General features: G+C 29.2%; 14 protein-coding genes. 10 read left to right on the top strand and 4 right to left on the bottom strand.

Features of this window, described 5'->3' with window-relative positions; all coding sequences use genetic code 11:
- The first annotated feature begins 67 nt into the window (after nt 1-67).
- From NCC77_RS05165 to NCC77_RS05130, 8 genes are all read left to right on the top strand, one after another.
- Complete coding sequence (locus tag NCC77_RS05165) at nt 68-1,369, top strand: flippase (protein WP_250834632.1); 1,302 nt, start codon at nt 68-70, stop codon at nt 1,367-1,369.
- The gene (locus tag NCC77_RS05160; RefSeq protein ID WP_250834631.1) at nt 1,356-2,435 is read left to right on the top strand and encodes a glycosyltransferase; all 1,080 of its coding nucleotides are present in this window, start codon (nt 1,356-1,358) and stop codon (nt 2,433-2,435) included. Before NCC77_RS05165 ends, NCC77_RS05160 begins: the two co-directional genes overlap by 14 nt.
- Nucleotides 2,436-2,812: 377 nt before the next feature.
- On the top strand, nt 2,813-3,820 hold the full coding sequence (locus tag NCC77_RS05155) for an O-antigen ligase family protein (RefSeq protein WP_250834630.1): 1,008 nt from the start codon (nt 2,813-2,815) through the stop codon (nt 3,818-3,820).
- Nucleotides 3,813-4,604, top strand: a complete 792-nt coding sequence (locus tag NCC77_RS05150; protein WP_250834629.1) for a glycosyltransferase — start codon at nt 3,813-3,815, stop codon at nt 4,602-4,604. Before NCC77_RS05155 ends, NCC77_RS05150 begins: the two co-directional genes overlap by 8 nt.
- Nucleotides 4,601-5,788 carry an O-antigen ligase family protein gene (locus tag NCC77_RS05145; RefSeq protein WP_250834628.1) on the top strand — a complete coding sequence of 396 codons (1,188 nt, stop codon included), beginning with the start codon at nt 4,601-4,603 and terminating at the stop codon, nt 5,786-5,788. The genes NCC77_RS05150 and NCC77_RS05145 overlap by 4 nt, the downstream gene beginning before the upstream one ends.
- Nucleotides 5,781-6,905 (top strand): glycosyltransferase, encoded by a 1,125-nt coding sequence (locus tag NCC77_RS05140; protein WP_250834627.1) that lies wholly within the window; start codon nt 5,781-5,783, stop codon nt 6,903-6,905. Before NCC77_RS05145 ends, NCC77_RS05140 begins: the two co-directional genes overlap by 8 nt.
- A 1-nt stretch (nt 6,906) precedes the next feature.
- Nucleotides 6,907-7,890 (top strand): UDP-glucuronic acid decarboxylase family protein, encoded by a 984-nt coding sequence (locus NCC77_RS05135; protein ID WP_177211503.1) that lies wholly within the window; start codon nt 6,907-6,909, stop codon nt 7,888-7,890.
- A 29-nt stretch (nt 7,891-7,919) separates the two neighbouring features.
- Nucleotides 7,920-8,687 carry a glycosyltransferase family 2 protein gene (locus NCC77_RS05130; RefSeq protein WP_250834626.1) on the top strand — a complete coding sequence of 256 codons (768 nt, stop codon included), beginning with the start codon at nt 7,920-7,922 and terminating at the stop codon, nt 8,685-8,687.
- Nucleotides 8,688-8,722: 35 nt separating this feature from the next.
- Here the strand turns inward: NCC77_RS05130 and NCC77_RS05125 are convergent, their stop codons facing one another.
- Both NCC77_RS05125 and NCC77_RS05120 read right to left on the bottom strand, forming a co-directional pair.
- Complete coding sequence (locus NCC77_RS05125; protein WP_250834625.1) at nt 8,723-9,253, bottom strand: ORF6N domain-containing protein; 531 nt, start codon at nt 9,251-9,253, stop codon at nt 8,723-8,725.
- 42 nt (nt 9,254-9,295) lie between these two features.
- A complete protein-coding gene (locus NCC77_RS05120; protein WP_250834624.1) occupies nt 9,296-10,606 on the bottom strand; it encodes a phenylacetate--CoA ligase family protein in 1,311 nt (436 codons plus the stop codon).
- Nucleotides 10,607-10,728: 122 nt separating this feature from the next.
- On the opposite strand from NCC77_RS05120, the gene purD reads away from it, so the two are divergent.
- Nucleotides 10,729-12,003 (top strand): phosphoribosylamine--glycine ligase, encoded by a 1,275-nt coding sequence (purD, locus tag NCC77_RS05115; RefSeq protein WP_250834623.1) that lies wholly within the window; start codon nt 10,729-10,731, stop codon nt 12,001-12,003.
- A 42-nt stretch (nt 12,004-12,045) separates the two neighbouring features.
- Here the strand turns inward: purD and NCC77_RS05110 are convergent, their stop codons facing one another.
- Nucleotides 12,046-12,276, bottom strand: coding sequence for a DUF6341 family protein (locus tag NCC77_RS05110; RefSeq protein ID WP_041519835.1), 231 nt, complete (start codon nt 12,274-12,276; stop codon nt 12,046-12,048).
- Between the two features lie 142 nt (nt 12,277-12,418).
- Between NCC77_RS05110 and NCC77_RS05105 the strand changes: the two genes are divergently transcribed.
- Nucleotides 12,419-13,348: a DUF6427 family protein gene (locus NCC77_RS05105; RefSeq protein WP_250834622.1), complete on the top strand. Its 930-nt coding sequence runs from the start codon at nt 12,419-12,421 to the stop codon at nt 13,346-13,348.
- Here NCC77_RS05105 and upp read toward each other — a convergent pair.
- On the bottom strand, nt 13,343-13,996 hold the full coding sequence (gene upp / locus NCC77_RS05100; RefSeq protein WP_250834621.1) for a uracil phosphoribosyltransferase: 654 nt from the start codon (nt 13,994-13,996) through the stop codon (nt 13,343-13,345). The genes NCC77_RS05105 and upp overlap by 6 nt on opposite strands.
- Nucleotides 13,997-14,056: the final 60 nt, after the last annotated feature.

Raw genomic sequence — 14,056 nt, 5'->3', positions numbered from 1 at the left:
TTAATATTTTAAGGCTGTTCCTTCAAAAAAAGGTATAGCCTTCTTTTTACTCTAAAACCAAAAGATATTGAAGCTAATTTTTGATATATTTCAACGATATAAAAAGCACAAAATTTTAGCTTCGAATTTTGTATATCTTTTTGTTCTTCAGACTTTAAATGTTATTTTACCATTAATTACTTTCCCTTATTTAATAAGAGTTGTAGGAGTTGAGTATTTTGGACTCTTGTCTTTTTCCTTAGCTTTTGCAACGTATTTTCAAATTGTAACAGAATATGGATTTAATTCGACTGGTACACGTGATATTTCATTAGCAATAAATAATCGCGAAAAACAAATCTTGATTTTTAATCAAATAATGTCTGCCAAACTTATACTGGTAAGTATAAGTTTTTTTGTAATGATGGGAATTGTTTTCTTGTTTGATATTTTTAGAGCATACTGGTACATATATTTATTTTCCTTTGGATCTATTTTAGGTCAGGCTATTTTTCCTGTTTGGTTTTTTCACGGAATCCAAAAAATGAAGTATGTAACATATTTAAATTTAATTACTAAAACAGTATTTGCCCTTGCACTTTTTGTTTTTGTAACTAAAAAATCTGATTATTATTTAGTTCCGGTTTTTAATGCTTTAGGGTTTCTGATTGCAGGTATTTTGTCATTGTTTTATATTTGGAAAGATTTTAAGATTAGCTTTAAATTACAGCCTGTTAAAGGAATAAAAGAACAGCTCAATAGAGCAAAATTTATGTTTTTGTCAGAGCTTAAAATTTCGCTTTTTACCAATACTAATACCTTAATTTTAGGAATTTTTGCAGGAAATCAAGCAGTAGGTTACTTTTCGGCAGCAGAGAAACTAGCCCGTGCAATAGGTAATCTTCAAACACCAGTTTCAAACGCTATTTTTCCATATATCTCAACCGAAATGGCTTTAGACAAGCTAAAAGCAATTCTAAAAATAAGAAAAATAACGATAGTTGGATCAATTATATTCTCTTTGATTGTTATTATTTGTTTTTGCTTTGCAGAGCAAATAATTTCTATTATTTATGGTAAAGAAATGCTTCCGTCTGTGCTGTTATTTAGAATAATAATCCTTATACCACTATTATCGTTTTTAGACACCATGTTTGGTAAACAGATTCTTTTAAATTTAGGTAAAGACATATTTTATTTTAGAGTAATTGCATTGGCTACAATTCTAAATTTTACTATTAATTTTATACTAACATATTTATATCAGGAAAAAGGAACCGCAATTACTTTAATAATCATTCAGATATTTATTGTTTTAGGTATGTGGTATTTTGCATATAAAGAAACAAGTTTGATTTTGAAAGAAAACTACAGTTATGACAATAATTAAGGTAAGTGTTGTTATTCCGGTTTACAATGCAAAAGATTACTTGCATGATTGTATAAAGTCACTTTTAAGTCAGACGCTTGTAGATTGTGAATTTATTTTTGTAAATGATGGATCTACAGATAACAGTTTAGAAATAATTCAAAAGTATCAAGAAGAAGATAATCGAATAAATCTAATTAGTCAAAAAAACAAAGGAATTGCTGAAGCTAGAAATGCTGGAATAGAAATAGCTTCAGGACAATATATTGGATTTTTGGACAACGATGATTTTGTTAAAATAGATTTTTTTGAGAATCTCTATAAAAATGCGATAGACAACAATCTTGATATTTTAGTTTCAAAAACAATATTAGGAAGAGATGGTAAGTATATTATTAAAGATCACGGTTTTAGTACCAATTTAATATTTACAAAAGACATGATACAGGAACAAATTCTTCCAAACCTTTTAAAAGTAGAAGATTTATTTGCTGTCTGGAATAAAATTTACAAGAGAACTTTTGTTTTCGAAAATAATATTCGTTTTCCTGGTAACAGAGTAATTGAAGAAGACAATATGTTTAATATTAAGTCTTTTAATAAAGCGGAGAAAGTTTTATTTATCGATTATGCTGGTTATTATTACAGAGATGTAGCAAATAGTAAATCAAGAAAGACTATTGAAAATGATTATTTTTATAAAGCTCTTGAAAAATACTATTTTGATTATAAAAAAGAATACGATTTGAGCATTTCAGATGATGAATTGGAGAAACTAAAAGCGATTAGATTTGTTCAAAGAGTTTTTTATTTAGTATATAAATGTTCAGTATTAAAAATTCAATTCAAAACAAAATGGAACTATATAAAGAATATGGTTTTTCATGAAAAAGTATATGAATTATCAAAAAAATATAATGAAGAAATTCTTCAAGACAAAGGGTTGTATGAAAGAATAGCATTAAAAATTATCATTAAAAAAGAATCCTTTTTATTGGTTTTATTAATTTTAAGCATTCAATTAGTGTATCATCCAAAGATTTCGGAAACAATAAGAAAGATAAATAAATTGACAAAAAAACGCTGATAGTGCTTGCAAAAACATATAATATATTATTTTTCTTAGGTCTTTTCTTTTTTCCATTTAATAGTTATGAAGGAATATCATTTTTGGGAGAATTTAAAACAGAATCTGGAGCGCTTTTTTTATTTGCCGGATTTTTATTTTTACTTATAAATACCTCTTTAACAAAAAGAATAATTTTTCCGTACAAAAATTTTCTTTTTCAGCTTGTAATGTTGTTTATAATCTGGTGTTTAATAACAACAATATTAAATGCATCTTCGGTTAGTTCTAATTATTTTAAGAGTATAAGTGGTACAAATAGGTTTATACGACAATATTTTGCTTTGCTTATTTCTGCTTTTGTATTTTTTATTTTCTATATCAACGTTTTAGCTAAAATGGAACTGAAAGAAGCACTTTCTAAAATACGGAAAGTGTTTCTTTATTCTTTAATTGTAGCTTCTATATATGGTTTTTTCGAAATTTTAATCTCCATTTTTGGATATGTGTTTTTATATCCAATTCTAAAAGGATTTAATTATTTCCCTTTCTTAGAGGTTAATCTTCATCCAGAAGGCAGAATTTCGACAATAACTTACGAACCGCCTTTTTTAGCTATTTATCTTATTACGATTTCTGGCTGGATGTTCAGTTATATTCTCACAAGCAAAAGACTAACAAGGTTTTTGCCAACGTTTGCTGTTTTTGTTCTGACTTACTTTTCAGGATCACGCACAGGATTAATCGTGATATTTTTTCAAGGATTTGTTTTTTTAATTTTCTTATATAAGGACGTGAGATTTAAGAAATACGTTATCAATTTTTTAGTGATATTTTTAGTTGTTTTTTCAGTTTTGCTTATTTTTAAAGGGGAAAAAGTAATTCATTCGGTCACCGAGAAAATGGATTCATTAAACTTTCAAAAAAATTTAACCAAAAACGTATCCAATCAGTCCCGATTCGGAATGCAGTATGCTGCATTGCAGGTTTTTTCAGAAAATCCAATTACAGGAGTTGGGTTTGGACAGCAGGCTTACCATAATAGAACTCATTATCCTTCTTGGGCAACAAGAAATAATTACGAGTTCGAATTGCATTATAAGAATAAAAAGGAAAAAGCATTTCCACCGGGATATAATCTTTACACAAGACTCCTTGCAGAAACAGGTTTAGTTGGAATTGCTTTATTTTTAATGCTGCTTTATTTTTCTCTAAATGAAATTAAGCTTTTAATGAAAAAGGCAAAAGATGAAGAAAAAGTTATTTTAATGATTGCTTTAATTTCGCTTTTAGGACTCTACATTAACTGGCTTCAGATAGATACTTTTAGAATTTATGGAGTTTGGCTCTGTTTGGCAATTTTAATTAGAATGCGATATAAACCGTTAATTTTAAAAAATGAATAATCTCATTCTTTTAATACCGTATTATAATAATTCTGATGGATTAATGAAATCCATTCAATCCATTGATGAAGATGATGAATTAGATGTTTTGATTGTTGATGATGGCAGTGTGAATAAATTTGATGAGAATAGAGCTGTGAATAGCTTTAAAGCAAAAGGAAAAGTATTTTTTGAATATTTACCACAGAACAAAGGAATTGAAACAGCATTAAATACAGGTTTAAAAATTATTTTAGAAAAAGGATATAAATATATCGCCAGATTAGACTGCGGAGATATTTGTCTGGGAAAAAGGTTTGCTATTCAAAAAGACTTTTTAGAAGTTCATCCAGATATTAAAATAGTAGGTTCCAATGTTTTGGCTGTTGATAATAATGATAATTTTTTATATTCGATCGATTTACCATTGAAAGATAGAGATATAAAGAAAAAAATGTATTTCAATTCGATGCTTATTCATCCAGCTGTTACTTTTTCTTGTGAAATATTAAAAACGGTCGGAATGTACTCTCTTAATTATAAATCAGCTGAAGATTATGCTTTTTTCTTTGCCATTTCAAAATCATTTAAATTGGCTAATATTAGTGAATATCTCACACAAATTGAGATTAACGAAAAAGGTATTTCAATACAAAAAAGAAAACAACAAGTAAGATGTAGAATTAAAATTATAAAGGAAAACTTTTATTTTGGTTTTTATCCAATTTACGGGCTTATAAGAAATTATATACTATTAATTCTTCCATATAGTTTTATTTTGTTCCTAAAAAAGATAAAAAAATGAAAATCTTAATACAGAAGAACATATATAATTATACAGCATATTTTATGATTCTGGTGCTTTTCTTTTCAAAAGCATTACCTAACCTTGGTCTTATATTGTTGACCATTTTGTTTTTGATAAACTTTGAAATTAAAGCATTTAAATCCAACTCTTATTCAAAAAGTATTTTGCTGATTTTAATGTTTTATTTAATAATCAAATCTGCATTGTATGGCAATTTATCCTTTGATTTTAGAGTTTATAAAGGATTATTATTAACAGTTTGGATTTCGATTTTATTGTCTAAAATAAAAGATATAAAAATATTAAAGATAGTGGTTTTAATAGGTATTGATGCCTGTGTTTTAATTTCATTGTTTCTTATAGGAATATATTATTTTCAAACAAGAATTCTGCCTTTTTCTAATACAGCTGAGGTAAACAAATTATTGCTTTTGGAGCGTCCATATATTGGATTTATTGCTGTACTCGGATTCTTATTATCCATAGAAAAAGCAATAACTACCTCAAAATGGTGTAAACTTTATAGTTTCAATTCTGTTGTCTTACTGGGATTTATTTTATTGATTTCAGCCAGAATTTCAATTATTACAGTTTTTGCAATTGCGGGAGTATATTTTATATTTTATTTTAAAACAAAATGGTATAAAAAAATTCTATATGCATTTGGGTTGGCACTTTTGTTTGTGGTTATGGTTATGTCAAACAAAAATATTGGAGAAAGATTTTTTATAAAAAATAATTTAGAAAAATCATTGCAAGAAGCCTCTGATTATGAACCCAGAATTGTAATTTGGAATTGTGCTTACAAAATGACAAAACAAGATGATTTTAGTTTTTTAACGGGTTTTGACGGATATCAAAAAATAAAGAATAATTTACTTGATTGCTATGCATCAAGTATCAAAAATCAATCGAAAAGAGAATATTTTTTATCAGAAAAATTTAACACCCATAATCAGTTCATTGATTTTTATTTAGTTGGGGGAATCATCGCTTTTCTTTTATTCACAGCAATTTTTGTTGTATTATTTTTAGAATTACGACTAGATTTTTTTAAAATTGCAATAGTGATTGCTTTTCTACTTTTTTTTATTGTAGAGAACATATTTTACAGACAATTTGGTTGTTATTTGTTTGGTATATTTACACTAATTTTGCTTCAGAGAAAAGAAGATGAATAAAATTAAAGTTGCGCATATTTTACATTCAGTAGGAGGGGTTGATGTTTCTCTAAGACAGATACTTCATAATTTAGATACCCAGGATTTTGAGAATATAGTGATTCATGGCGATTCTGATACTAAAAATGAATTTGTAGACAAAGATGCTAAACCAATAGGTTGCTATAGACTTCCTATATATCGAGAAATATCTTTTAGATATGATTTGCAGGCAATTTTAAAAGCATGGAAAATTATTCGTAAAGAAAAACCAGATTTAATTCATTCACATAGTACAAAAGGTGGTGTGATTGGAAGGATAGTCGGTTTCTTAACAGGAATAAAAGTCTTACATACACCTCAAGCATTTTCTTTTTTAAGCACAGAAAGTAAAACTAAAAGATTGTTTTTTTTGAAAATTGAAAAAATGCTTTCCAAAGGAAAAACGGTTTTAGTGGCCTCTTCTCAATCCGAATTAAACAGAGCAGTAAATGAGGTTGGTTTTGCAAAATCTAAAACAGATCTGTTTAACAATGCAATAGAACCAATAGAAAAAATTTACAATTTATCTATACCGAAAACATGGCCTGATCAATATTTATGTACAGTAGGAAGACCTTGTTATCAAAAAAATATTGAAGAATTGATTGAAGTTTTATATGAACTTAATAAAATTGTTGATGTACATTTGGTAATTTTAGGATTAGGACATCATTCAGATCATATAAGACAAGTTGAAGATTTAATAGAAAAATTCAATTTAAAAAATAAAGTTACTTTATTAAATTGGACAACAAGGGAAGATGTTTTAAACATCATAAGTAAATCAAAATTATATCTATCAACAGCCAGATACGAAGGACTTCCTTATTCAGTTATTGAGAGTTTGGCATTGTCAATTCCAAGTGTAGTTTCAGATTGTGATGGAAACAGGGATTTGATTGTGAATGATTATAACGGTTATTGCATTGAGGAAAATAATACTGTAGAGTTTAGTAAAAAAATTAATCTTTTACTTCAAGATGAAAAACTATATAATGAGTTTTCAAAAAATGCAAAAGAGACATTTGAAAAGCACCATAATATTTATAGAAAAATAAAGGTTCTCGAATCTATTTATAGAGAACAATCAGTATAATATGAAAAGAATACTTATCACCGGAGCGGCAGGTTTTTTAGGATCGCATTTATGTGACAGATTTATCAAAGAAGGTTATTTTGTAATCGGAATGGATAATCTGATTACGGGAGATCTTAAAAATATTGAACATTTATTCAAACTAGAAAACTTTGAATTTTATCATCATGATATTACTAAGTTTGTTCATGTTCCTGGAGATTTAGACTATATATTGCATTTTGCTTCGCCGGCAAGCCCAATTGATTATTTAAAAATTCCGATTCAGACTTTGAAAGTAGGATCTTTAGGAACTCATAATCTACTTGGATTGGCGAGAGTAAAAAAAGCCAGAATTTTGATTGCATCAACATCAGAAGTTTACGGAGATCCTTTGGTGCATCCGCAAACAGAAGAATATTACGGAAACGTTAATACAATTGGCCCGCGTGGTGTTTATGACGAGGCAAAACGTTTTCAGGAATCTATAACAATGGCGTACCATACTTTTCATGGCGTAGAAACTAGAATCGTTCGTATTTTTAATACTTACGGACCAAGAATGCGATTAAACGACGGACGTGTAATTCCAGCTTTTATCGGACAAGCACTTCGCGGAGAAGATTTAACAATTTTTGGAGACGGTATGCAAACGCGTTCTTTCTGTTATGTTGATGACCAAGTTGAAGGTATTTACAGATTGTTGCATTCAGATTATGTGTATCCTGTAAATATTGGAAATCCAGATGAGATTACAATTAAAGATTTTGCAGAAGAAATCATAAAACTGACAGGAACAAATCAGAAAGTGGTTTATCATCCATTGCCAATAAACGATCCATTACAGCGTCAGCCAGATACCACAAAAGCAAAAGAATTGTTAGGTTGGGAAGCAAAAGTAAACCGTGCAGAGGGAATGAAAATTACCTATGAGTATTTCAAATCATTATCTCCTGAAGAACTTGCTAAAGAAGAACATAAAGATTTTTCAAGCTACATTAAATAACATTTAACTTTGAAAGACATTCAATTCTAATGAACGATTTAGTATCTATTTTAACTCCAACATATAATACTGAAAAGTTCATTAGATCAACAATAGAGTCAGCTCAAAATCAAACCTATACAAACTGGGAAATGATTTTGGTTGATGATGCTTCTACCGATAATACGGTTGCTATAATTGAAGAATTTGTAAAAAAAGACAGCCGAATAAAGCTTTTTAAACTACCAAAAAATCGCGGAAATGGTTTTGCCAGAAACGCCGCTTTAGAAAAAGCCACAGGAAAATATATTGCCTATTTAGACGCTGATGATTTATGGTTTCCTGAAAAATTAGAAAAACAGATTCAGTTTTTAAAAGCAAATAATTTACATTTTACTTTTAGCTTTTACGATTCTATTGATGAAGAAGGAAATGATTTGAATAGGAGAGTTGAATCCCCAAATCCGTTGACTTATAAACAATTGTTTTTCTGCAATTATGTAGGCAATCTAACAGCTATTTATGACGCAGATTATTTTGGGAAAATTATTCTTGAAACGTCACAAAAAAGACAAGATTGGAGAATATGGCTTACGATTTTAAAACAAATTAAAATAGCAAAACCAGTTCCAGAATCTTTGGCTTTTTACAGAATTAGAAAAGATTCTGTTTCCTCTTCAAAATTTAAATTGATCAAACATAATTTTGGAGTTTATAGAGAATTCCACAGATATAATTTTGTGTTTTCTGTTTTATTGATGATTAGGTTTTTGTTTACTCAGTTGATAATCAAATCAAAATATATAAAGAAGATTTAAAATCTTTCAAGGTCGCAATTTGCGACCTTGAAAAATTACTTTTTATATCCAATTTTTACTCTTTCTTCATCATTTTCCTTTTTCTCAGTTAGTTCATCCAAGTAAGAAAACACCAATTCTATATTTTTATCGTGATTTTCTAACTTCTTCTGAATCTGAAGAATATCAACTTTAATTTCGGTTGTATCCAAAAGCATTTGTCTTACTTTGGTGAAAATCCGCATAATTTGAATATTGGTTTGAATGGCTTTATCGCTTTTTAAGACACTTGATAGCATTAATACACCATGCTCTGTAAAAGCAAACGGTAAATATTTTTGATGTTCTCCTCTTCCTTTCTTTAAGGTCGCAATTTGCGACCTTAGAGAATTATGTTCATTATCATTAAGTTGAAACATGAAATCGTCGGGAAATCTGGATAAATTTCTTTTTACCTGTTCATTTAACCTTTTAGTTTCTACGCCATAAAGTAAAGCTAAATCTCCATCAAGCATCACTTTTTGACCACGGATAAAATATATTTTACTAGAAATTGTTTCTTCAGAAAGAAGAGATTGATTTTCCATAAGTTTTTAATTAAAAAACAAATGTAAGATTTTATTTATTTTTTATAAATAAGATTTAAATTGTTTTAATTTCCCTCGATTGGTTCTTTCTAAAACATTTTTTCTTGTAAAAGTGAAGTTTAAATTACGTTCTAAATATAAATCAATAGCTTCTTTTATTTTTTGAATTTGTTCTGAAACTAATTCATTTTCAGAGATATATTCAATTTCAAAAGTATCAATTTTAGTTTGTTTGATAATGAATTCTTTTACGTTTCCATCATCTTCAATAATGCTTTTGGTTACATAATAAAAGGTCAAACCTGGAGATTTTTTGCCGCTTGGCAAAATGGCAACATCATTGGTTCTTCCAATTAATTTTTTAAGAATTGGTTTTTGAGGTGTACTTTTTTCGTCCAAAATTCCAATGTCGCCAATTTCGTATCGTATAAAAGGATTTGCTTTGTTGTATAAAGAAGTAATCACAATTTTTCCTTCTGTTCCATGTGGAACAGGATTATTGTTTTCATCCAAAATTTCGACAAAAAGGGTTTCAGCATTAACTTGCCACTCGCCTTTTGGATTTTCAAAAGCAATCAAATCCAATTCAGACGCGCCATATTCACTGATAATCGGAATGCCAAATTGCTTTTCTAAAAGCTTTTTGTCCGATTCAAAAAGCATTTCCGAAGTAACAAAGCAAGCTTTTAAAGTTGGACAAATATCTTTTAAAACAATATTTTTCTTTTCCAAATATTTGGCAAACAAAACAATAGAACTGGTATATCCGTTGAGGTAATCGAATTTTGCGGTTTTGAATTTTTGTAGAAATTTTTCCAACACTTCATCAGACAAATCAAAAACGGGAAAACGATAACGATGACTCAAAAAATCTTTGAAACGTTCTTTTTGATATCCAATAAAATCCATTGGAATTCCGTAAAAACGTGCCTGATACGAATGGTTAAAATCAATTCCAAACCAACCAAAGCGCATAATGTTGGAAGCCCAAGTTAAAGCATGTGAATATTTATCTTTAGCAAAAACAAAAGGAGTTCCGCTTGATCCAGAAGTTTTGTTGAGGTAAACAGATTTTTTAAAATAACCTTTTGAAAGTCTTTCTTCCAGAGGTTTTTGTAAATTCTGTTTATTTAAAATAGGAAGATTTTCCCAATTTTGTGCGGTTGTATTTCCTGCTAACTCTTTGTAAAAAGGGTTGTTTTTTAAATGAAAATCAACAATTTCTGCTTTTTTGTTTTGAAGAAACGAAGCAAATTCTTCTTCAGAAAAATGAACAATTTTATCCAATTCGTCTTTGGCTTTCTCTATAGGAAAACCATTTAATTTTAGCGAAATATCAAAAAGGCGAATCATTTTTCAGAATAATTTTCGTCAAAAATAATGTTTCGAAATGATTCAACAACTTTTTAAAGATTTAATTATTTTTTACGTACAAAAGCAAGTATTTTTGTACCACAACTAAATACAACTACACCATGACAATTTTACTATTGGGATCAGGCGGAAGAGAACATGCATTTGCGTGGAAAATGACTCAGAGTCCGCTTTGCGAAAAACTTTTTGTAGTACCTGGAAATGCGGGAACTGCTGCAATTGCTGAAAACGTTGCAATATCTCCAACTGATTTTGAAGCAGTAAAGGCATTAGTGCTTAAAGAAAATATAAGTTTAGTAGTCGTAGGGCCAGAAGATCCGTTGGTAAAAGGAGTTTACGATTATTTTAAAAACGACGAAAGTTTAAAACATATTCCGGTTATTGGACCATCAAAATTGGGTGCTCAATTAGAAGGAAGTAAAGAATTTGCAAAAGAATTCTTGATGAAACATAATATTCCAACTGCAGCTTATGATAGTTTCACTGCTGAAACAGTTGAAAAAGGATGTGAGTTTTTAGAAACATTACAGCCGCCTTATGTTTTAAAAGCAGATGGATTAGCAGCTGGAAAAGGTGTTTTGATTATTCAAGATCTTGAAGAAGCAAAAACAGAATTGAGAAATATGTTGGTTCATGCAAAATTTGGAACAGCAAGTGCAAAAGTTGTTATCGAAGAATTCTTGGACGGAATCGAATTAAGCTGTTTCGTTTTAACTGACGGAAAAAGCTATAAAATTCTTCCAACGGCAAAAGACTACAAAAGAATTGGAGAAGGAGATACAGGTTTAAACACAGGCGGAATGGGAGCAGTTTCTCCAGTTCCTTATGTTGACGCTGTTTTAATGGAAAAAATTGAAACACGTATTGTAAAACCAACAATCGAAGGTTTCCAAAAAGACGGAATCGAATATAAAGGATTCGTATTTATTGGTTTGATTAATGTTAAAAACGAACCTATCGTTATTGAGTACAACGTTAGAATGGGAGATCCAGAAACTGAAGTTGTGGTTCCTAGATTAAAATCGGATTTGGTTGAATTGTTTTTAGCAGTTGCTGATCAAAAATTAGACGAATTTACTTTAGAAGTTGATCCGAGAAGTGCGACTACAATTATGGTTGTTTCTGGCGGTTATCCTGAAGATTTCGAAAAAGGAAAAGTAATTACAGGTTTAGAAAATGTTACAGATTCTATAGTTTTTCACGCAGGAACAAAATTAGATGGAGAAAATGTCGTTACTAATGGAGGACGTGTAATTGCTGTAACTTCTTATGGAGATAATTTCCAGGAGGCCATAAAAAAATCTTACCAAAACATAGATAAACTAAGCTTTGATAAGATGTATTTTAGAAAAGATATCGGTTTCGATTTAATCTAAAAATAAATTCACCAGCCCTTTTTAATTAAAGGGTTTGGTTTTTTATTTTAAAAATGAATGAGCCGTTGTATCTTGGTTTTCTGTTCCAGCGTCATCAAAAATACGTAATTGTTTAATCCAATAAACGATTGCGCATGCACAGATGATCATAAAAATCCAGTTAATAGTGTTTGCACCAAACCAAGTAATTAATTCTAAATGACGTAAAAAGTCAAGAGGAGCAAACAAAATGTTAACAAATAGGTATTGAATTCCTTCAAAAAAAGCTGTCATAATTTTAAAAATTATATGTTATTTATTGTTGTGTAATGCCTTGAAGATAAAATTCGGTAAACCAAATCTTTTTTTCAACTTGTTAGGTTTTTCCTTTTAAACAAGTATTATCTTTACAATCACAAAAGTATAAAATATCCTTATGATAACAAGTGTTTTTAAAAAATCTACACCATTAAATTATTCATTGGTTGTAATTTTAATACTGGTTTTCTTTTTTATGTTCCAAATTAAAGACCCATCTTGGGTTACTTCTTATTTTTTGGCTTTTCAAAAAGTGAGTTTGTTGTGCTTTATTTTGGCTTCTTTTTTTATGATTAATTTTATCGTAAAAAAGAACGGACTTAGTAAAGACAACGGTTACGCGATACTTTTCTACTTGTTGTTTATTTTATTTTTTCCAACAATCTTTAATGACTCCAATGTTATCTATGCCAATTTTTTCATTTTATTGGCGCTTCGAAGATTAGTTTCGCTGCAATCTCTTAAAGCATCAAAAGAAAAAATATTTGATGCTGCATTTTGGATTTTTGTAGCTTCTTTATTTCAATTTTGGAGTATTCTCTTTATCATATTGGTTTATATCTCTATTATTTTTCACGTTTCAAGAGATTATAGAAACTGGGTTTTGCCTTTTATAGCACTTTTGGCCGTAATAATTTTGTTCTACATGACATCATTAATTTTAAATATTGATGCTTTAACTTTCATTCAAGAAAGAGCTGTAGTCGATTTTAGAATAGATTATTTTAAGAATAATTACGAAAACGCAGCACTTTCTATATACACAGCTGTAGCGCTATTTTTTGTTACTTCCATGCTAATGACGCTGTCAAACAGACCACAAATTGTACATTCTTCATACAAGAAAATTGTAGCTTGTTTTTTTATAGCAGTATTTGTTTACATTATTTCGCCAAATAAAAGTAACGATTTATTATTGTTCAGTATTGCGCCATTAACAATAATGGCAGCAAGTCATGTCGAATATGTACAGCAGAAATTGAACAACGAAATTGTATATTATACCTTGATTGTGTGTAGTTTATTTACTTTTTTCTCTCAGTTATAATTTGCTTCCGTAAGCAAGATCGCCAGCGTCGCCAAGTCCTGGAACAATGTAGTTTTTTTCGTTTAGTTTTTCGTCTAAAGAAGCAACCCATAAGTGGCAGTTTTCTGGAAGATTTTTTTCTAGGTAAGCAATTCCTTCTGGAGCAGCAATAACAACAACAATATGTATTTCTGTTGGAGTTGCATTTTCTACTAATTTTTTATGAACAGCAACAATTGATTGTCCAGTTGCCAGCATTGGGTCAAGAAGCAGAACAGTCTTATTATTTAAATCTGAAATAGCTTGATATTCAACTCGAATTTCAAATTCGTCGTCATTATTTGGATGATATCTGCAGGCAGACACAAAGCTGTTTTCGGCATGATCAAAATAATTTAAAAACCCATTGTGAAGTGGTAATCCAGCTCTTAAAATTGGGCATAATACCAAATCGGCATCAATTTCTGTGGTGCTCTTAATTCCTAGAGGCGTCTGAATTTCGACTTTTTTATAAGGCAAAATTTTGCTTAATTCATAAGCCATAATTTCTCCAATGCGCTCAATATTTCTACGAAAACGCATACTGTCGTTTTGAACATTTACATTTCGGATTTGGCCTAAAAAATGATTTAACACACTGTTGTTCTCAGAGATATAATGGATTTTCATATTATTTTTTTAGAAGAGCAATTGTTTTTTAAGAATAATTGAAAAATTGCTGTTTTTTTT

The sequence above is a fragment of the Flavobacterium tyrosinilyticum genome (assembly GCF_023656565.1).
In the GTDB taxonomy this organism is placed as follows: domain Bacteria; phylum Bacteroidota; class Bacteroidia; order Flavobacteriales; family Flavobacteriaceae; genus Flavobacterium; species Flavobacterium tyrosinilyticum.
This window is presented reverse-complemented; position numbering and strand designations above follow the sequence as displayed.